Origin of the sequence: Haloglycomyces albus DSM 45210, from assembly GCF_000527155.1 — a bacterium.
Classification (GTDB): Bacteria; Actinomycetota; Actinomycetes; order Mycobacteriales; family Micromonosporaceae; genus Haloglycomyces; species Haloglycomyces albus.
Genome location: NZ_AZUQ01000001.1, coordinates 1549226 through 1570119 on the forward strand (window position 1 = coordinate 1549226; position 20894 = coordinate 1570119).

At 61.2% G+C, this 20894-nt stretch carries 16 protein-coding genes; 9 read left to right on the plus strand and 7 right to left on the minus strand.

What is annotated here, in order from left to right; genetic code table 11:
- Window positions 1-7 precede the first annotated feature (7 nt).
- Window positions 8-772 carry a DUF3109 family protein gene (locus HALAL_RS0107250; protein WP_025273365.1) on the minus strand — a complete coding sequence of 255 codons (765 nt, stop codon included), beginning with the start codon at window positions 770-772 and terminating at the stop codon, window positions 8-10.
- Between the two features lie 155 nt (window positions 773-927).
- Here HALAL_RS0107250 and HALAL_RS0107255 point away from each other — a divergent pair, with 155 nt between their 5' ends.
- The 7 genes from HALAL_RS0107255 to HALAL_RS0107280 all read left to right on the plus strand — a co-directional run bounded on the left by HALAL_RS0107255 (window position 928) and on the right by HALAL_RS0107280 (window position 9088).
- On the plus strand, window positions 928-1716 hold the full coding sequence (locus HALAL_RS0107255; RefSeq protein ID WP_035534425.1) for a sugar phosphate isomerase/epimerase family protein: 789 nt from the start codon (window positions 928-930) through the stop codon (window positions 1714-1716).
- Window positions 1717-1846: 130 nt separating this feature from the next.
- Window positions 1847-2767, plus strand: coding sequence for a proline dehydrogenase family protein (locus HALAL_RS0107260; RefSeq protein WP_025273367.1), 921 nt, complete (start codon window positions 1847-1849; stop codon window positions 2765-2767).
- Window positions 2768-2928: 161 nt separating this feature from the next.
- Window positions 2929-4560 carry a hypothetical protein gene (locus tag HALAL_RS0107265; RefSeq protein ID WP_156937656.1) on the plus strand — a complete coding sequence of 544 codons (1632 nt, stop codon included), beginning with the start codon at window positions 2929-2931 and terminating at the stop codon, window positions 4558-4560.
- A gap of 212 nt (window positions 4561-4772) precedes the next feature.
- Window positions 4773-7568 (plus strand): alpha-L-arabinofuranosidase C-terminal domain-containing protein, encoded by a 2796-nt coding sequence (locus HALAL_RS0107270; protein ID WP_025273369.1) that lies wholly within the window; start codon window positions 4773-4775, stop codon window positions 7566-7568.
- 361 nt (window positions 7569-7929) lie between these two features.
- Window positions 7930-8238 (plus strand): helix-turn-helix domain-containing protein, encoded by a 309-nt coding sequence (locus HALAL_RS0107275; RefSeq protein ID WP_025273370.1) that lies wholly within the window; start codon window positions 7930-7932, stop codon window positions 8236-8238.
- A 208-nt stretch (window positions 8239-8446) separates the two neighbouring features.
- Window positions 8447-8548, plus strand: a complete 102-nt coding sequence (locus HALAL_RS18075) for a 30S ribosomal protein bS22 (protein ID WP_084471901.1) — start codon at window positions 8447-8449, stop codon at window positions 8546-8548.
- Window positions 8549-8785: 237 nt separating this feature from the next.
- Window positions 8786-9088: a DUF2516 family protein gene (locus HALAL_RS0107280; protein WP_051462816.1), complete on the plus strand. Its 303-nt coding sequence runs from the start codon at window positions 8786-8788 to the stop codon at window positions 9086-9088.
- A gap of 26 nt (window positions 9089-9114) precedes the next feature.
- Here the strand turns inward: HALAL_RS0107280 and htpX are convergent, their stop codons facing one another.
- From htpX to HALAL_RS0107310, 6 genes are all read right to left on the minus strand, one after another.
- On the minus strand, window positions 9115-9975 hold the full coding sequence (gene htpX / locus HALAL_RS0107285) for a zinc metalloprotease HtpX (protein WP_025273372.1): 861 nt from the start codon (window positions 9973-9975) through the stop codon (window positions 9115-9117).
- A gap of 142 nt (window positions 9976-10117) precedes the next feature.
- The gene (topA, locus tag HALAL_RS17495) at window positions 10118-12889 is read right to left on the minus strand and encodes a type I DNA topoisomerase (protein ID WP_025273373.1); all 2772 of its coding nucleotides are present in this window, start codon (window positions 12887-12889) and stop codon (window positions 10118-10120) included.
- A 241-nt stretch (window positions 12890-13130) separates the two neighbouring features.
- Window positions 13131-15497, minus strand: coding sequence for a sodium-translocating pyrophosphatase (locus HALAL_RS0107295; protein ID WP_025273374.1), 2367 nt, complete (start codon window positions 15495-15497; stop codon window positions 13131-13133).
- Window positions 15498-15802: 305 nt separating this feature from the next.
- Window positions 15803-16252 carry an ATP-binding protein gene (locus tag HALAL_RS0107300; protein ID WP_025273375.1) on the minus strand — a complete coding sequence of 150 codons (450 nt, stop codon included), beginning with the start codon at window positions 16250-16252 and terminating at the stop codon, window positions 15803-15805.
- Window positions 16249-16596: an STAS domain-containing protein gene (locus HALAL_RS0107305; RefSeq protein WP_025273376.1), complete on the minus strand. Its 348-nt coding sequence runs from the start codon at window positions 16594-16596 to the stop codon at window positions 16249-16251. The genes HALAL_RS0107300 and HALAL_RS0107305 overlap by 4 nt, the downstream gene beginning before the upstream one ends.
- Window positions 16597-16741: 145 nt before the next feature.
- On the minus strand, window positions 16742-17908 hold the full coding sequence (locus HALAL_RS0107310; RefSeq protein ID WP_025273377.1) for a glycosyltransferase family 4 protein: 1167 nt from the start codon (window positions 17906-17908) through the stop codon (window positions 16742-16744).
- 296 nt (window positions 17909-18204) lie between these two features.
- Here HALAL_RS0107310 and HALAL_RS0107315 point away from each other — a divergent pair, with 296 nt between their 5' ends.
- On the plus strand, window positions 18205-19749 hold the full coding sequence (locus tag HALAL_RS0107315; protein ID WP_025273378.1) for a sugar transferase: 1545 nt from the start codon (window positions 18205-18207) through the stop codon (window positions 19747-19749).
- 144 nt (window positions 19750-19893) lie between these two features.
- Window positions 19894-20874 carry an NAD-dependent epimerase/dehydratase family protein gene (locus tag HALAL_RS0107320; protein WP_025273379.1) on the plus strand — a complete coding sequence of 327 codons (981 nt, stop codon included), beginning with the start codon at window positions 19894-19896 and terminating at the stop codon, window positions 20872-20874.
- Window positions 20875-20894 lie beyond the last annotated feature (20 nt).

Genomic DNA, 20894 nt, shown 5'->3' on the forward strand with positions numbered 1-20894 from the left:
TTACGGCTCACTCGCCGGGGTCCGCGGGGTGCGGTGCCTGTAGGCCGCGCTCGACCGACTGGTCGCAGATCTCGGCCAGACGTTGGTAGGCCGAGGCACCGAGCATCGCGGTCAGTTCGGGTTCGTAGGACTGATAGACCCGTTTGGCACCCTTGTGCGCCAGCTTGGCGTCGGTGCACCACCAGTGGAAGTCGTGTCCTCCCGGCCCCCAGGAGGCTCGGTCGAACTCGTCGATGATCGTCACCGGGGTGACCGAACCGTCGGCACGATCGATGCTGGTGAAGTCGCGTTTGACGGGCAACTGCCAGCACACTTCGGGCTTGTAGTCCATCGGGTGTACGCCGTCGCGCATGGCCTGCTGATGCAGGGCACAGCCCGGTCCGGTCTCAAAGCCCGCACGATTGTGGAAAACGCACGCGCCGTCCACGACGGCCGTTTTCACGGCCGGTTCCTCGACGCCGTCCTCGTTTTCGAGGGTGTCGTCTTCGAGTACCTCGTCCCAATCGCGATGCAACTGCCAGGTTTCCGGCGTCAACTTCTGCGCGGCCCGGCGCACGCGCTCGACGTCGTCCTCGTCGGTGAAGAACGCCCCATGAAGGCAGCAGCCGTCCGCCGGTTGACCGAAGTCAATGCCGGGACAGCCCTGCCCGAATATGCAGTTCCAACGCGACGTCAGCCACGTCAAATTCGCCCGAACCACCGTCTCGGAATCAGCGGGATCGTAAAATTCGATCCACTCGCGGTCAAATGTGGGTTCCACCTCATCAGTCACGACTCCAACATACGCGGTTACTAAAAATGTACGCAAACCAACATCCGGGTGTCGGACGGTGACTTGTGCTGTACCGCATCCCCAATCGGGCGTGATACGTCAACGGCGTCGCGAGAGGTCGATTGTCCGCCAGTGGACATGCGTATGCTGGACGGGTGAGTGATTCGGCTGACGTGCTGCTATCCACCACCGCCGTTTATCCTGAGCCCACGGCGGTGGGATTCGAGCTGGCGACGGAACTGGGCTACGACGGGGTTGAACTGATGGTTTTCACCGATCGGGTGAGTCAGGATCCGTCCGCGGCGGCCCGACTCTCCAAGCACTACGGTGCCCCGATCAAGGCCGTCCACGCCCCGTGTCTGTTGGTGACTCAGGGAGTATGGAGCCGTGATCCCTGGAAACGGCTGCGTAAAACGGTGGCCGTTGCCCAGGATCTGGGTGCCGGCACGGTCGTCATTCATCCGCCGTTCGCGTGGCAGCGCAATTACGCCCGGAATTTCTCCACGGTCCTCCAAGGCTTGAAGGCGCGCTATCCGGCCATCACCATCGCCGTCGAGAACATGTTCCCCGTCAAAGTAGGGCCCGGGCAGCTGGGGGCGTTCAAACCGCATTGGGATCCGACCGTTGAGGGATATGACGCCTACACCCTCGACCTCTCGCACTGCGCCGCCAGTGGCGCGGACGCGATGGAAATGGCGCAGAGAATGGGTGATCGACTGCGTCACCTGCATCTATGTGACGGAGTAGGGCCGGGAGTGGATGAACATCGGGTTCCGGGTCGCGGCGAGCAGCCCTGCGCGGATATACTGGAACAGCTCGCCGATAAGAGATGGGACGGCCAGGTCACAGTGGAGGTGTCCACGCGCAAGGCGAAGTGGCGTGAGGAACGGCTTGAAGACCTATATGAATCTTTGAAATTCGCCAAAAAATACCTGCGGCACTAGGGAAAACAAAGGTTAATTTGCAATTTGGCTTAACAATTAACGGCCAAAATAGTGATTTGGTCGCATGTTCTCGCTCACGACCTTCCCCCTCGTTCCTGACAGGCACTCACACTGGAGATAATCTTCTTATATGTTGCGTTCTGTAATTCTTGCCGCTGCTCGATCAAAGAAGATGGAGCAGTTCGTAGGGGCCGCGCCGATCAGCCGGTCTCTCGTAAAGCGCTTCGTCGCCGGTAAAACCACCGCCGAAGCAGTCGCCGTTGCCCGCGAACTGGCCTCCAAGAACCTGCTGGCCACGTTCGACTACCTGGGAGAAGACACCCTCGACGCGGAACAGGCCGACGCCACCCGCGACGAGTACGTGCGGCTCCTCAAGGCCCTTAAAGCCGAAGGGCTCTCCCACATGGCCGAAGTCAGCGTCAAACTCTCCGCTCTGGGGCAGATGTTCGACGAGGAATCGGCCTTCGCCCGTGCTCACGAGATCGCCTCGGTAGCCGCGGACGCCGGGACCACCGTCACCGCGGACATGGAAGACCACACCACGACCGACTCCACGATCGCCACGGTCGAGCGACTGCGGGAAGACTTCCCCAGCTTCGGCACCGTCCTGCAGACCTACCTGCGTCGTACGGAAGACGACTCCAAAGCGCTCGCCTACAAAGACAGCCGCATTCGGCTGTGCAAAGGCGCCTACAACGAGCCTGAGACCGTCGCCTACCAGCGCAAACTCGACGTCGACCTCTCATACGTGCGTTGTATCAACGCCCTCATGGCGGGGGAAGGCTACCCCATGCTGGCCACGCACGACCCTCGGCTCGTCGAAATCGCCATCGACCGCGCACGGTGGTACGACCGCGACCCCGACTCCTTCGAATTCCAGATGCTCTACGGCATCCGCCCGACCGAACACGAACGTCTGGCCAATGAGGGATACCGCATGCGCGTCTACGTACCGTACGGAGACCAGTGGTACGGATACCTCATGCGACGCTTGGGTGAGCGTCCGTCCAACATGATGTTCTTCGCCCGTTCACTGGCGTCCAAGAGCTAACGACCGCCACGGCGGGGAATCCGGCTATATCAGGGCACCGAGGCCAACCGGCCTCGGTGCCCTGACCTGTCGGGTCGGACGATACGACCTTCACCCTCCTACCGGGCACGCCCCCTTTCCCCCTGACACCGCATGTCGCGCCCGACCCTTACCATGTGAATATGACTCAGCCCCCGAACGACTCAGACGCTCCCGGCCCCGCCTCAGACGGTTCGGGACAGGAGAAACCCGCGCCGAGCCATACCGCGCCACAGCAATCAGAACAACCGCCGCAAACCGACCCCGCTGGAGCACAGGCGCTCCCGCCGGTCGCGCAAAACGGCTCCACTATGGCGGGACCTCCCGCAGGGGCACCACCACCGCCACCGACGGCTCAACCCGCCGTCACCGCCATACCACCGAACGCCCCACCTCCGAACCCCGGGCCACCGCCGCCGCAGTACTACCAACCCATGCCGCCTCCGACCCCACAACGGTCCGGCCGCGCTACAGCGATCGTGATCTCAGTGCTGGTTCTCCTGCTGGTGGTGGGATCTACCGCTGCCTATATAACGGTGGACCAGACCGACATGCTCGCCACCCCCACCGGCGACATCGAACCCGGTACCGCCGACGACGGACCACCCCCCAGACCCGACGACGACGCCGACCGACTGGAAGTCATCGACTTCGTCGAAGGGACGATCGAGCACGACCTCGGCAATCGCTCGGAAGCCCTCCTCGACAACGACCGCGAGGGTTGGATGCGAGCAGTGGACTCGCCGGCCGACGAACAGATGGAACTTCTCTTCGACAACCTACAGACCATGGGCGTCAGCCGTTACGACTTCGACGTCAGCCGCCCACGCGAAGGAAGCTCCGACGACGAATACGAGATCCGAGTTACCGTCACCCAATGTTTCAGCACCCCCGTGGAAGACTGCTGGCCCATCGACGGCGATTACCACACCACCTGGCAAGACCTCGGCGAAGACGAAGGGTTCGAACTGACCGGGTTCGAGGCCGACGACAGCGAATGGACACGGCCCTTTCCCTGGGAAATCGAACCCCTGACCGCGCTCGCGGGTCGGAATACTCTCGCCGTCGCCCCCAGCCACATGGAAGGGGAGCTGGACAATTACCTGTCCATGTCCGAAGGTGCCGCCTCTGTATCCGATCCGTGGGAAGTCTGGGAAGAACCCGACCAGTACCTGGTGTTCTTCGCCGACAAAAACGCCTTCGACGAATGGTTCGGCGGAATCGACGACAACGACGGTGGAGTGCTGGGCTATGCCACGGTTCTCGAGGGAACCATTGAGGGCACACAGAAGAACTCGGCCAGTATCACGGTCATGGGCGTCGACAACCATCGTGACAACGGCCAACTGCGTTCCACCGTCCGGCACGAATTGGCCCATGCGGCGACTCGGTGGGCCGCACCGGAAGTGCGGGCGAAACCGGAAGCCTGGTGGTTCATCGAGGGGATCGCCGAATACATCGACCAGGGCGAGACCGACGTGCGCAGCTACCTGCGTTCATACGGAATGAAGGATTTCGTGGACGACGGTTTGTGCGACAACGGGATCGTTCCCAGTGACAGTGATGACGGCGAAGAGATCAGTGCCAAGTACGGCTGTGCGTACCTCGGGGTACGATACCTACTCGACAATTTCGATCGTGAACAGTTCGAAGAGGTCTTCGCGGCGGTCGGTCGTGAAGGCAAGACCGTGAAGATACAGGTCGAGTCGATTCTCGACGTCGACTATGACGATCTCATGTCTGATATCGGCGACTACATTCGCGAGATGATCTAGGGGTCCTGAGCCAACGGGGCGGCTCGGCGGTATGACACCGCCGAGCCGCCCCGTTTTCGTATTGCGAAGGGGCGGTGCGGGGGAGGGTGTCTGATCCGATCGTGGTGTCGAAGAAATTAAAATGTTTGATAATGTTGTTTATCTTCCTCACTTGACATATTTACCCTCATTACTCATCATGTTTACACAGAATCAAACATTTAAGGAGGGTGATGTCTATGTCACGATACGTGCGATCGGGCGTGGCCGTGCTGGCCGCGACCGCCGTGGCGTCGGTCGCGTGGCAACCGATGGAGACGGCCCAGGCAAACACGACTGAGGCGACAATCGACGTCGATCTGTCGGACACGACGCCCATCAGTGACGATCTGTATGGACTGTTCTATGAGGACATCAATCATGCCGCCGACGGAGGCCTCTATGCCGAGTTGGTGCAGAATCGGTCCTTCGAATTCACCGAAGCCGACAACATCGACTATCACGCCCTGACCGCGTGGGAGGTATCCGGTCAGGCCAATCCGTCCACCGGCGACGGGCTGAACGCGAACAACCCCACCCACCTCTCTTTGACACCGGGAACGACCGTCACCAACGTCGGGTTCAATTCCGGGATGTTCGTGGAAGCGGGACAGTCCTACGACTTCTCCGTATGGGCTCGGGGTAATCGGGGAGACGTGGTGGACGTTGCGCTCCGGGACGCCGACGGAAACGCCGTGGGCGACAGCGCGTCGGTCAACCTGACCGAACCCGGCTGGAGTCAATACGAACTCGATCTCGATGCTCATGACACCACCACGTCCGGGCGCCTCTCGTTGACCGCACATGCGGCCGTCGACGTCGACATGGTCTCGCTGTTCCCCGAAGAGACGTTCATGGGGCGGGAGAACGGGATGCGCAACGACCTCGCCACGCACCTGGCCAACCTCAATCCCTCCTTCCTACGCTTTCCCGGTGGCTGCATCGTCAACACCGGCTCCTACGACGAGGATTCGCGGGAACGCGTATACAACTGGAAAGATACCGTCGGTCCGGTGGAAGAACGCAAAACCAACCACAACTTCTGGGGTTACAACCAGTCGTACGGCGTGGGCTTCTACGAGTACTTTCAGTTCGCGGAGGACATGGGGGCCAAGCCGCTCCCGGTCGTTCCGGTAGGGGTAACCGGTTGCGGCGATCCGTACGAGATCACCGATCCCGACGTTCTGCAAAAGTGGATCGACGACGCCCTGGACCTGATCGAATTCGCCAACGGCCCCGCCGATTCCGAGTGGGGTTCGGTACGCGCCGAAATGGGGCACCCCGAACCGTTCGGCATGGAAGCCTTGGGGCTGGGAAACGAGGAATATGAAGAGCAGTTCCTGGAGAACTACCCGCAGTTCCACGACGCGATCCGCGAGGCGTACCCCGACATCGAACTGATCGGAAACTCGGGTACCGAATCCTCAGGGGAGGTATTCGACCGCAATTGGGACCTCATGCGGGAGATGGGAACCGATGTGGTCGATGAACACTACTACAACAGTCCAGAGTGGTTCTTCGCCAATAACGACCGCTACGACTCCTACGATCGCGAGGGCCCGCATGTGTTCATCGGGGAATACGCCTCCCACTCGAACACGTGGTGGTCAGGACTGTCGGAGGCGTCGTACTTGACCGGGGTGGAACGCAACGGCGACGTGGTCGACATGGCCTCCTACGCCCCGTTGCTGTCGAACATCGACTACATCGACTGGGCACCCGACATGATCTGGTTCGACAATCACCGCTCGCAGACGTCGGTCAATTACGAGGTGCAGCGATTGTTCGCCAATAACACCGGCGACCAGCTCGTTTCCAGCCAACTCGATATCTCCGACGGAGGCGGTACGGTAGACGACATTCAGGGGAGCGTCGGACTGGGGACGTGGAATACCGCCGCTTCCTACGACAATGTGAGCGTGACGTCTCCCAACGGCGACACCATGTTCGCCGACGACTTTTCGAACGGCGCCGACGCGTGGACGGTGACCGGCCCCGGCGGCGAGCCCACCGGGGACTGGTCGGTCGTCGACGGTGCCTACCAGCAGGAAGCCCTTGTCGAAGACGCTCGCTCGGTGGCCGGATCCTCCGACTGGTCGAACTACACCCTGGAAGTAGAGGCAACGAAGGAACAGGGTGAGGAAGGCTTCCTCATCATGTTCGGGGTGGAAGGCTCCGACGATTACTACTGGTGGAACCTCGGCGGCTGGGGCAACACCACTTCGGCGGTGGAAAAAGCGACCGGCGGCGGTAAGCAGACCCTGGTCAACCATGACACTACGATCGAGGAGGGGCGCACCTACGACCTCAAACTCGAGGTTGACGGGCGGACGATCACCGGTTGGGTCGACGGAAACCAGGCGTTTTCGGTAACCGACGAGGTGCAGATCGATCCGCTCTACGAAGTGGTCACCAGGGACAGCGCCACCGGCGACACCGTGGTCAAGGTGGTCAATCCACACGGCTCCGCGGTGGAAACGTCCGTCGAGTTGAGCGGTGCGAATCTTGCCGATACCGGTACCGTTACGACCTTGCAGTGTGCCCCGGAATGCGACAACGTCCTCGGGGAAGAACCGGTGCTGCAACCTGAGGAGTCCACGGTGTCGGGACTGGGGAACTCCTTCGATCACAGCTTCGCAGCGCATTCGGTGACCTTCATTCGCCTGCACGAAGAAGGCGGAAATTCGGGCACGGTCGACGCCTGTGAGGTGTCGGTGGAGACATCGAACGATACTTCACGCGTCACAGTGACCAACCTTGGCGACAGCGCGGTGAGCGACTGGGAGTTGACCTGGAAACAGAAGGGAAGCAAACAGGTCGCCTCCAGTTGGGGAGCTTCGCTGTCGATGCACGGCAACGATGCCGGCGCGGAACCGGGCGAACGTCTCCAGACACTGAGGCCCGGGGAGAGCGCGACGTTCTCATACCGAGTGAAGGGGCGCGAGCACGTCGGCTCGGATTATCGCCTTGACGGTCAGAGTTGCGGTTGACGCTGCGGCCGAATCTATGACACTTGCCTCCGGGCCGGGTCCTTTAGGGGGCTCGGCCCGTTTAATTGCCTACATCACAATTAGAACACTAATTGATAACAGTCGCCAGTGCCCCTTGGGTAACACCGCTTGACTCACGTAACATGAGTTACATCTCATTTACCAGATGAGGGGGTCTGTACGTATTCGACTCACACCCCACCGGAGTCGTATGCGGCGATGCCACTGCGGTGTTCGCGGACAGGCTGCGTGGCGGCGGCAATGAAGCCGTCCGTCATGGAGGAGTGAAATATAAGGACAGAGTTGGCTTTACGGCCACTTAAAAGGACCGATGCAACCCCCGGGAGGACGGCGTACTCTCATGACAGATCCCACTTCCTACCTGCATTATCAGATACTGCAGGAACTTGAAGCCCTGGAAGACGTCAAGTTTTTCACCGTGCAGGAAATTGCCGGATTTATGCAAGTATCTAAAATGACTGTTTATCGCTTGGTGAAAAGCGGAGAACTGCAGGCGATGCGGGTAGGGCGATCGTATCGAGTGCCGCATGATGCTTTGAAGGCATATATTGTCAACAGCATCAATGAGGTGAAGAAGACCGTGGAGAGCAATGAGGAGGCTCGTGAGGCCAATGTTCGTGAATCTGCGGTGAACGGTAACGACACCTAGCAACGGGCTCTCCGGTCCATGCGTTGCCAATATCGGGGCGCGTGGGCTGGAGGCGTCTTATGGCCCGCTGTCGAGGCGATATCCCCCGGCCTTGAGCGTGTCGGCTGGTTTCGCCTCGTTGCTGAGAGTCCCTTCCGGAAACCACCATTGCGGGTTAAGCTGTGCGCAGCGTTTCAAAGCTTCGACGAACGAGCTGTGAGGAAGACCGATGGGTTCAGTCGTTAAAAAGCGCCGTAAGCGCATGTCCAAGAAGAAGCACCGTAAGCAACTGCGAAATACCCGCGTGCAGCGTCGTAAACTCGGTAAATAGTCAGTACCGTCGGCCCTGGTCTCTGGGGCAATACGGCGATTGTCATTCGATCGCCGTCGGCGACACCGTACCGACGGTTTCCCATCCGTATGCGACCGCTCGGAATAGGCGGCCGCCGACCTGCCTATCGTCCTCTGCGCGTATCGGTTTGAGATCGGGCCGTTGACGAGAGGCCGATCTGGTCCAAGTTACTTAGTGACTGTCGCGGATCGTCGGTAAACGTTTACACTTGAGCCCATGGAACAGATGGCCGACTCCGCCGCTTTCGCGCTGCAGGTAACGAACTGGTTTTGGGTGATATTCAATGTGGGAAGTGCGCTACTGGCTCTGATCGCGCTTGTGCATTGTGCGGTGGCGAAGGCCGCGGCCTTTGAAGCGATCGGCACCCTCAGCAAAGGGACCTGGGTGGGTATTCTGGCATTGGCGGTGGTGTTCACCTCGATCCTGACTCAAATTCCGTTCATGGGAATCATCGCTCTGTGCGCCTCGCTCATCTATCTGCTCGACGTGCGCAAGGGCATTAAGGACATCGGCGCGTAAAGCCACCGGTTCCGGTTGGAGCCGACCTAGTGGATCCCACGAGCCATACCCTTAAGACGTTTGATCCGCTCGGCGGTGGGCGGGTGCGTGGAGAACAGGCCGGACATGCCGCCACGCAGCGGGTTCTCGATCATCAAGTGCGCTTCGTTCGCCACGGGGCTGTCGGCACGAGCCGGAGTCCGGTCGATCCCGCCCGAGATTTTCTGCAACGCACTGGCCAGAGCCAACGGGTCGCCGGTGAGGTCGGCCCCCGACTGGTCGGCCTGGTATTCGCGCGAACGGCTGACGGCCATGCGAATCAGTCCGGCGGCCAGTGGACCGAGCAGCATGGTCAGAATCAGCACGAGCGGATTGGGGCCGTTGCGGTCGTTTCCCCCGAAAAAGGGGATGAACCAGGCGATATTGGCGACCATGGTGATGATTCCCGCCAGCGCTCCGGCGACGCTGGAAATGAGGATATCGCGGTTGTAGACGTGGGAGAGTTCGTGGCCGAGGACGCCGCGCAGTTCGTCCGGAGTGAGTAGCTCCAGGATGCCGGTGGTGCAGGCGACGGCGGCGTGATCGGGGTTGCGTCCGGTGGCGAAGGCGTTGGGCTGGCGGGTGGGGGCGATGTAGAGGCGTGGCATCGGTTGTCCGGCGCGTTGTGAGAGTTCGCGGACGATGGCGTACAGCTGCGGTGCCTGGGCCTCGCTGACGGCTTTGGCGCGCATGGAGCGCAGCGCGATCTTGTCGCTGTTGAAGTAGGTGTAGACGTTGATGCCGATGGCGACGAGTGCGGCGATGACGACGCCGGTAGAGCCGCCGAGCAGGTATCCGATGGCTATGACCAGGGCGGAGAGAACCCCCAGCAGGAGGGCGGTTTTCAACCCATTGCGATGTGAATGCATAACGTGATCCTCCAGTCGCTCACCTGTGGTCACGATACTACTGTTTATTACCGGTCAGTGACTGTTAGTGAGGTAAGACATATTGCCTCGCTCCGGTGGTTGTAGTCGTGCCACCGAAACGGCCGGGGATCGTCAGGGCCGTCTAGCTCGCCTTCTTGGTGCTCTTCTTCGCCGCCTTGGCGGTTTTCTTGACCGCCTTCTTCGCCGTCTTTTTGGCGGTTTTCTTCGCTGCCTTCTTAGCCGTCGTCTTCTTGGCCGCCTTTTTCGCGGTTTTCTTGGTGGTCTTCTTTGCCGATTTCTTCGTTGACTTCTTGGCGGCCTTCTTCTTGCCCCCACCGGCGGCGATCTTCTCCCGGCGCTCGGACAGCAGCTCAGCCGCGCGGTCGATGGTCATCGCCTCGATCGTGTCGGTCCGACGCAGGGAGGCGTTGGTTTCGCCGTCGGTCACGAAGGGACCGAAGCGACCGTCCTTGACCGTCACGTCCTTGCCGGTCACCGGATCGGCGCCGAGGTCCTTCAACGGTTCGGAGGCCCGTGCTCGCCTTCCGCGCGACTTGGGTTCGGCCAGCAACTTCTTGGCCTGTTCCATGGTCAGCGTGAACAGTTGATCCTCGTTCTCCAGCGAACGGTAGTCGCGCTTTTTGACCACGTACGGACCGTGAGGCCCGGCTCCGGTGCGTATCTCCTCGCCGTCGTCGTCGACACCCACCAATCGCGGCAGAGTCAGCAGTTGGACGGCGTTTTCCAAGGTCAGGTCTTTGAGGTTCTGATACGACAGCAGCGACGCGGTTTTCTCTCCGCAGGTCACGTAGGGGCCGTACCGGCCGGTTTTAGCGATCACGGGCTCACCGGTGTCGGGGTGGGTCCCCAATTCGCCCTCGGCGGACGCGAGATCGTACAGCTCTTCGACCTTCTCTCGTGTCAACTCGTCGGGCGCCAGGGAGGCGGGGATCGAGACGCGGTCCCCGGGTTCTCCCGCTTCGCGCTGACTGTCACTGGCGCGTTCCAAATACGGTCCATATCGGCCGACGCGCGCCACGATACGGCGTTCTTCGTCGTCGGTGTATATCGGGATCGAATTGACGCCCCGGGCGTCGATTTCCCCTAGCTCCTGGTCGACGAGGTTTTTCAGCCCGCCGGAGGCCGAGACCGACTCGTCGGTCCCTTCTCCTCCAAAGTAGAACGAACGTAGAAACTTCACCGCCTGAGCATGCCCGGCGGCGACCTCGTCCAGTTCGTTTTCCATACCGGCGGTGAAGTCGTAGTTGACCAGTTGCGGGAAATGCCTCTCCATCAACCGCACGACCGCGAACGCCAAAAGGGACGGAACCAGGGCCTGGCCGCGTTTGAAGGCGTAGCCACGGTCCTGAATGGTCTGCATGATCGAAGCATAGGTGGAAGGGCGGCCAATACCCTTTTCCTCCAGGAACTTCACCAAGGTCGCCTCGGTGTATCGGGCGGGAGGCTGCGTGGTGTGTCCGACGGGCAGCAGGCCGCGTTCGGTCAACTCCTCGCGTTCGGTCAACTCCGGCAATCGGTTGTCGGTGGCCTTGTCGTCGTCATCGGCGTAGGCCTTCAGAAATCCGGGGTTGGTCACCGTTTTACCGGTGGCGGTGAAGTCGGCTTCCTCTCCGGTGCTGGAGGTCGCCCGCGTACGAACCGAGGTGGAATTGCCGGTCGCATCGGTCATCTGGCTGGCGACGGTCCTTCGCCAGATCAAATCGTAGAGCCGGTACTCCTCCGGTGTCAGCTGCGCCTTGAGCTCATCGGGGCGAGCGAAGCGGTCACCCGCCGGGCGAATCGCCTCGTGGGCCTCTTGGGCGTTCTTCACCTTACGCGCATAACGACGCGGCTCGGCAGGCACGAACTTCTCTCCGAACATCTGCCCGGCTTGGCGGCGCGCCGCCTGTACGGCCGTCTCGGACAGGTTCGTCGAGTCGGTACGCATATACGTGATGTGCCCGTTCTCGTACAGCCGCTGGGCCACTCGCATGGTCTGGGCCGACGACAGGCGGAGCTTTCGTGAGGCGTCCTGCTGCAGAGTCGAGGTAATGAACGGTGCGTAGGGGCGGCGACGGTACGGTTTCTTCTCAATGCGCACCACCTGGAACGGCGCGTCGGCCAAACGTTCGGCCAAGCCGTTGGCACCGGCCTCGTCGAGTGCGACGACATTGCTTTTGGCCTGACCGGTCGCGGCGTCGAAGTCTTTGCCCGAGGCGATCTTCGTGCCGTCCAGGGCGGAGAGAGTGGCCTTGAACGTCTCGCCCTCGGACGTACCCAGCCGCGCGGTGATGTCCCAGTAATCGGCGGCATGGAAAGCCATGCGGGAGCGTTCGCGTTCCACCAGGATGCGCGTGGCGACCGACTGGACGCGCCCGGCCGACAGGCGGGGCATGACCTTCTTCCACAGCACCGGGGAGACCTCGTATCCGTACAGCCGATCGAGAATACGGCGGGCTTCCTGCGCGTCGACGAGATTCTGGTTGAGCTCACGGGGATTGGCCACCGCCTCGGCGATGGCATTGGGAGTGATTTCATGAAAAACCATGCGCCGGACGGGAATCTTCGGCTTCAGGGTCTCCAGAAGGTGCCAGGCGATGGCTTCTCCCTCGCGGTCCTCATCAGTGGCGAGGTAGAGTTCGTCGGCCTCGGCCATTTCGGCCTTCAACTGTTTGACGTGGTCTTTACGGTCGGGATTGACGATGTAGAGGGCGGTGAAGTTCTCTTCGACGTTGACGCCCAAGCGCGACCACGGCTTGTCCTTATACTTGGCGGGGATTTCCTTGGCCGAGCGCGGAAGATCGCGAACATGGCCGAGCGAGGAATTGACAATATATCCGGGACCAAGATACGACCCAATCGTCTTCGCCTTCGCCGGGGATTCCACAATCACCAGACGTTTGGGTTCAGCCACGGTCCACCTCTACATAAGTCGTTTAATCCGGTACGTGGGTTACGGTAGCGCATCCTGACATTGATGTCGTTGACAAACGCGGCAGACTGCACCCATACGTCGAACCAAGGTACCCCGAAAATCCCCATAAATATGACAAATTGCCCCACCATCGGTGAGGCAATTCATATAAATGAGTGGTATAGGTCGAAGGGCCTCCGGGAACCTAAGCATAGCCGCTCCGGAGGCCCCCAGCGGTCAACTACGAGCTCGCACTTACCTTCGTATCGTCTTCTCCCGCTTTGGTGTCTCGTTGTCCCGGAGCGGAATCGTCGTCTACGTCGCTTTTGGGCGCCTCGTCTTCCAACACCACCGTCCGACGCTTGGACCAAGCGATCGCGGCGATCAGGATGAGTGCGGCCGCACCGGCGATGAGGTAGCGCCCGGCACTGTGATCCTCGGTGCCGGTCCCCTCGTGGAAGGTGAAGGCGACGACGGCCGGAGCGATCAGCAGGCTGACGAGGTTCATGACCTTCAACAGCGGGTTGATGGCCGGTCCGGCGGTGTCCTTGAACGGGTCGCCGACCGTGTCTCCGATGACGGCGGCCGAGTGGGCCTCGGAGCCCTTGCCGCCGTGGTGACCGTCCTCGACGTCCTTCTTGGCGTTGTCCCAAGCGCCACCGGAGTTGGCCAGCATGATCGCCATGAGGACACCACAGCTGATGGCACCGGCGAGATACGCCGCCAACGGTCCGGCTCCGAGGCCGAAGCCGACCGCGATGGGGGCCAGAATCGCCAGGAGTCCCGGGGTCGCCAGTTCACGCTGGCTGTCGCGCGTGCAGATGTCGACGACGCGACCGTACTGCGGACGGGTGTCTCCGGTCATGATGCCGGGGAAGCGGGCGAACTGATCGCGCACTTCGGTGACGACCGCGGCGGCCGACCGGGCTACGGCGTTGATGGCGAGACCGGAGAAGAGGAAGACCACCGAAGCACCCACGATGAAGCCGACGATATTGGCCGGCGAGGCGACGTTCAGTGCGCTCATCAATTCCGTACCCGCCAGGCCGGCTCCGGCCACCTCGTCGGTGTAGGCACCGAAGAGGGCCGTCGCGGCCAGTACCGCAGTGGCGATGGCGATTCCCTTGGTGACGGCCTTGGTGGTATTGCCGACCGAGTCCAGATCGGTGAGCGTCTGGTTGCCCTCTTCGTCGACGTCGCCGCTCATCTCGGCGATGCCCTGGGCGTTGTCGCTGATGGGCCCGAAGGTGTCCATGGCGACGATGACGCCGACGGTGGTCAGCAGTCCGCAACCGGCGAGCGCCACGGCGAAGAGGCTGACCGTGCCTCCGCCTCCCAGTAGGAACGCACCGAATACGGCGGCCGCGATGGTCAGGCCCGTGTAGACGGCCGATTCCAGACCCAGGCTGAATCCGCTGAGAATGTTGGTGGCCGCTCCCGTGCGGGTGGACGCCGAGACGTCCTTGGTGGGCTTGAAACGTGGATCGGTGAAGTAGCCGGTGAGCATCATGATGACGACGGCCAGCACGATACCGATGATGACGGCGCCCAGGGCCAGTATTTGCGGTCCGACCGGAGCGAGTTCTCCTTGTCCCAGGTCCTCCCAGGTGGAGGGGATGTAGGTGAAGATCGCGAGTGCGGTCAGGGCGATGCCGAGTAGTGCGGAAATGTAGAAGGCCCGGTTGATGGCGGTCAGTCCCGAGGCGTCGTTTTCGCGCATGCGGGTGATGATGACTCCGACGATGGCACAGATGATGCCGACGGCGGCGACGATCAGGGGAAGTACCAGACCGTGTTCGCCGAAGGCGGTGCGTCCCAGGATGAGGCTGGCCACGAGGACCACGGCGTAGGATTCGAAGAGGTCGGAGGCCATTCCGGCGCAGTCTCCGACGTTGTCGCCGACGTTGTCGGCGATGGTGGCGGCGTTACGCGGGTCGTCTTCGGGAATGCCCTGTTCGACCTTCCCCACCAGGTCGGCACCGACGTCGGCGGCCTTGGTGAAGATTCCTCCGCCGACACGCATGAACATCGCGAGTAGGGCCGCGCCAAATCCGAAGCCTTCCAGGACGATCGGGGAGCTGGCTCCGTAAATGAGGACGACCAGGCAGGCGCCGAGTAGTCCCAGTCCGACCGTAAGGAAGCCGACCACGCCGCCGGTGCGGAATGCCAGCTGCATGGCTCCGATCTTCTGTCCTTGGCGGGCGGCGGCGGCCACGCGCACGTTGGCTCTGGTCGCCAGGCTCATGCCCGCCCAGCCGATGAAGGCACTGAACAGTGCTCCGACGATGAAGAATCCGCTGCGGCCGACGCGTTCGGCCATGCCCGCGTCGCCGACGGGCAGAATGAACAGCAGGACCACTGCGACGACGGTGAAGATTCCCAAGGTTCGGAATTGCCGCCGCAAATATGCCGATGCCCCCTCTTGCACGGCGGTGGCAATGTCACGCATGGAATCGGTACCGGTCTCGGCCCGAAGTATGTTTTTGACCAACGCGCCGGCGAAGCCCAGTGCTATCAGGGCTAGGACCGCCGCGAGGACTATGAATGTCACATTGGACTGTGACAGGCTGATGGCGTTCTCGTCGCCGTTGGCGAGCAACGTGACCATTCGCCTTCCTCCTCTGCTTAGGCATCAAAGACTCGTTTGTCAGCCGGACGCGATGACTCCAAGCGGGGCACGATGCTCCCGTGGGGCATGGGACGGGTCGACGTCAGGCATGGGCGGAGTCTACTGTTTGCCCGATTCGGGATATGGGTCAGGTCATTGTCATCGTCGGTGAATGAAAATTACTCGTATCAATGGGTATAATGTGGAGAGTAATCACTTCAAATGTGTCTATTTCGGACTATTAATTACTCTTATGCGCTGCTATGACACCAAGAGTGATGTCATCGTTCGGTAGGTGTCCCGTTCTAGGAGTCGTCGTCACTCACCGTGGCCGGTAGCGGCCAGCGCATGCGCACCGTTGATCCGGCGAGATCCGCGCCGGCGGTTACTTCCAGGTCTTTTACCAGGTTGGCCAGGACGACGAGAGTGAGATCCTCGGACGATGAGTTCTCCGTGGCCGTTGGTGCGTAATCTCCGGGCTCCAAGGTCGCCGTGCGCACGTTCTGCGCATTATCGGTGACTTTCACAACGAACTGATCATCAATCGAAAACTGAACGTGCACGAGATCGGTGAGGTAATCATGTCGGTGGCGCAAAATCGCTCGCGTACACGCCTCCCCGGTGGCCTGTTGGATCTCCTCAAGCGATACCGGGTCGACGCCCGATTGGGAAGCGACGTCGGCGGCGACCAGACGGGCGGCGCGGACGTAGGCGGCGGCAGGGGTAAACGAAAAACCAATCTCCACTGAAGTCATTCCGATTCCGGCACCGTCTCACGAACATCGAGTACCACGTTCAAGCCGGTCAGTTGGAGAAGCTTCTCAATCCGACTGTTCGCCGCAACCACAACCAGATGGCCCCCGCGACGAGTGAGGTTACGTCGTGCCCCCACCAGAACCCCGAGGCCGGTGGAATCGCAGAAGTCCACCCCCGAGAGGTCGACGGCGATATTGGTGTAGCCCTTGGTCACGGTGTCGTTGACCGCATCCCGCAGTTGGGGTGCGGTGTACATGTCGATCTCTCCGTTCACGGCCACCACCGCGTAGGATCCCGAGGTGGAGAGGCTCAGGCCCAGTTCAGGTTCGGAATTCGTATCCATGTGCACCTAATTCCTCGGCTGCGTTCGTCCAGTGCTCACATACCAATCAATTGTGACATGACGATCCTACCCTCATGCGGTGAGGCTCTGACTACAGGACGGTGTTTTGCGAGGTAGATTAGTTATGGCCGGGGCGGCGGTTCGGTCACTCCGCCAACTCCTCGTAAATTTCGATCAATCGACGCAAAACGACCGGCGGAGCGAACACCTCTTCATAGCGCCGCCGTGCCGCTTGTGCATAATCGGAAACCCGGTCATGCACTTGTTGAAAGCCCTCGGCCAGAGCCTCCGGCCGGGTATCGGTCACCGTACCGGCCGGGTTCTCGGCGTCGACTCCGGCGATATAAGGCGCACCCCCCATGCGAGTCGCCAATACCGCACGCCCCGCCGCCAAAGCCTCCAGTCCGCTCGTCGGCAAGACGTCCTCCCAGATCGAGGGGATCACCACCGCCGCCGAGGTTCGCAAACGGTCCGCCACCTCATCGCGATTCAAGCTCCCCACGTAATTGATCATCCCCGCTTCCGCCGCGGCCTCGACCTCGTTCCGCATAGGGCCGTCACCGGCGATGGTCAGCGACATGCCCGGCTGAGTGCGGTCCACCTTGTCCCAGGCGTCCAGGAGAAGGCGCACGCCCTTCTCCTCCACCAGTCGAGCGGCGAAGAAAAACCCCTCTCCCAGCCGATGCGGTGAACCGGGATCGGCAATCGCATTCGGTTTGACGCGAATCTGGTCGTCGCGCATCCCGATCGACTTCAGGTAATCCGACATGCCCGTGGTCAGGGCAATGAAGCGATCCACCGAGCGCCAGGTGTCGCGATGCCGTCCCAAGGCCGTCGCCATGATCGCGCTTTGGGCTCGTGAACCTCGGTAGCAGGCGTGGCGCACTCCCGGGGCGTTCCACCGTTTGCCATGACAGTCATGGCAATCGTGGCCGTCTCGGAAATACAGTCCATTGATGCAGTCATGTCTATAATTATGTATGGTCTGCACGACCTTGACCCCGTGTCGATGCGCGGTTTCGATCACCGCAGGCGACAGCAACGGGTAGACGTTGTGGAGGTGAAGGATGTCGGGCCGCTCGCGTTCGAACAATTCGGCCAGTTCCCTTTGGGTCGAACGCGAATGTATCGGCGACGTCACCAGGGACGCCTTTTGAACGGGGGAGAAGTCCGCGATTTCATCAGAGGAGCGCAGAAAGGGGACGACCTCCACGCCGGCCCGCGAGAGCGCGTCGATTTCGTAATCGACGATCACATTCTCCCCGGACGGCTGTGCCGAGGAATAACGATTATGCGCGATGACAACCTTCACAAATTCCGCCTCTCCATGCCTACCATGCGGCCCACAGCTTGACCCATCCCGAACAACGACGCACACAAGCCGGGTGGGACGGTTGTGGACCACTCAAACTAATGTGACCGAAGATGGTTCACCTCAGTCGAAGGTGTAGTTTATCGGAGGAGCGGATACGAGATGGTGATCGACGGCCCATACTCAGCACGGCTCCAGGTCCGATCGACCTACCTCGCGGCGCGACGCGCTCCGGTCGCACCCAGGCGGAAATCCGGCATACGGTCACCACACGGCGGTACCTCGCGGTCGACCGCATGACAGAGACGATACAGACGGGATCACAGTTGACAACTTCCAAGCAGACGGACGAATCCGGCGGAACGTCCACTGACCTCACCACAAACGGCGTCATCCGTTCTGCCTGGAAACGCCACGCCCAAGCGGTCAATTGGCACCACTCGTACCGCCTCGCCCTGGTCATGTTCGATCTCGCCGCCGTGCTCTCCGCCTCCGCCGTCGCCGTCACCTTCACCGCCACGCCGTACGCCGGGTTCGAAGAACCCGGAGACGCGGTCGACCCCATGTACTACCTCATCGTGTGGTTCGGAATCCCACTCTGCTGGATCCTCGTACTCTGGGCCAACAGCTCCTATGACCGGCGTTACCTCGGACACGGAACGGACGAATTCAAGCGTGTCGTGCGCAGTTCGTTCATCATGCTGGGCATCGTGTCGTTCCTCGCGCTGTCGTTCAAAACCGACGTCTCCCGTGCCACCGTCGCCGTGGGACTGCTGTGCGGAGCGATCTTCGTCGCCCTTCTACGCCTGGGCGCCCGTACCGCGTTGCACAAGGCTCGAGCGCACGGCCGTGCGGTGCAACGCGTCCTTCTCGTCGGCTCGTACCCCGAAACCCTTGAGGTCTACCGGGTCATTCAGCGTTCTCCCTCGGCCGGACTCAAACCCATCGCCATCTACGTCACCGAAGGGGCCTCGGCCGTGCGCGGACTGGACACCCCCGTTCCCGTCTACGCCTCCTCCGACATCGTCTCCACCGCCGAAAAGGTGCGTGCCGACACGCTCGCCGTCTGCGGACGCGCCTCCGCCAAGCCAAGTGACCTGCGACGTCTCGCCTGGCAACTGGAAGGCACCGGACGCGACCTCATGGTCGCGCCCCAACTGACCGACATCGCCGGTCCACGGGTGCATATTCGCCCGGTGGAAGGGCTGCCGCTGCTCCACGTCGAAGAACCCACCATCTCCGGGATGAGCTGGCTGGTGAAGAACATCCTCGACATCACCGCCTCTCTGATCGGCCTCATCCTCCTCTCTCCGTTGTTCATCGCGACCGCCATCGCCATCAAGGTCGACAGCCCCGGACCCGTGTTCTTCCGGCAGTCACGCGTCGGTCGGGACGGAGAAACCTTCCGTTGCTGGAAATTCCGCACCATGTACATCGATGCCGAGGAACGCCAGGCGGCACTGATGATGGAGAACGAAACCGACGGCCTGCTGTTCAAGATCAAAGACGACCCGCGTATCACCAAGGTCGGCACGTTCCTCCGCCGTACGTCGATCGACGAGCTTCCCCAGTTGATCAATGTGCTGCGCGGAGAAATGAGTCTCGTCGGGCCGCGCCCACTGCCCGCCGACAACGGCGACTTCCTGGGTGATGTTCGTCGCCGACTCCTTGTGCGCCCGGGAATCACCGGACTCTGGCAGGTGTCGGGACGGTCCGATCTCTCCTGGGACGATGCGGTCCGGCTCGATCTCTATTACGTCGACAACTGGTCGCTGACCACCGATGTGCAGATTCTCGCTCGCACTGTGGGGGCCGTCATTCGATCGAAGGGTGCTTACTGAGATTCAGGTACAGTTGCAGCTAAGACGGCTGCGAAGGATTGCGGTATCATTCAGAACTTCGAAACCGTGCTGCCGAGGATCGTTCACAACCGGCCGAGGCAGTCGGGGCAATAAACTGAACACTGTCGGACAACTGGGGAAACAATGGCCAAATACACTAACGGTAGTCGAGTTCTCATCACTGGTGGAGCGGGATTCATAGGCTCCCACCTCGTTGATGAGTTCCTGCAACGCGGCTGCCACGTCACCGCGGTGGACAACTTCGCCACCGGAAACACGGCCAATCTGCCCGATCACCCCGAACTAACGGTCGTGGAAGCCGACGTCAGCGCCGAACTGCCCGTCGGCGATCAACCCTTCGATCTTGTTCTGCACTTCGCCTGCCCCGCCTCTCCCCTCGACTTCGCCACCATGCCCATCGGTATTCTCCAGGTCGACAGCCTCGGTACCTTCCGGGCCCTCGACCGTGCCCTCGCCGACAATGCCCGCTTCATCATCGCCTCCACCAGCGAAGTCTACGGCGACCCACTGGTCCACCCTCAGACCGAAGACTACTGGGGCAATGTCAACCCCATCGGCGTGCGCTCGTGCTACGACGAAGCCAAACGCTTCAGCGAAGCGGCCACCGTGGCCTATCAACGCCACCGCAGCCTGGACGCGGGCATCGTTCGCATCTTCAACACCTACGGGCCGCGTAACCGCCCCGACGACGGGCGTGTCATCCCGCACTTCATCAACCGCGCACTCACCGGACAGCCCTTGCCGATTTTCGGCACCGGACAACAGACCAGGTCGATCTGTTACATCGACGACCTGGTGAGTGGAGTGATCGCGATGGCCGAATCCGAGGAGGCCGGGCCGGTCAACCTCGGATCGCCGTACGAGTTGAGCATCACCGAGATCGCGGAAACGATCATCCGGCTCACCGGATCGGAATCCGTCATCGAATATCACGATGCACGCTCCGACGACCCCGAACGTCGGCGGCCGGATCTTACCAAGGCTCGGGAGCTGTTGGGCTACGAGCCGCAGGTGTCGTATGAAAACGGACTCAAGGCTACAATCGATTATTATCGGCAATTGAACCAGACAACCGGCTACGATCCGGCCGCCGAAATTTCGTAAGGTTTAGATATGGGAAATCG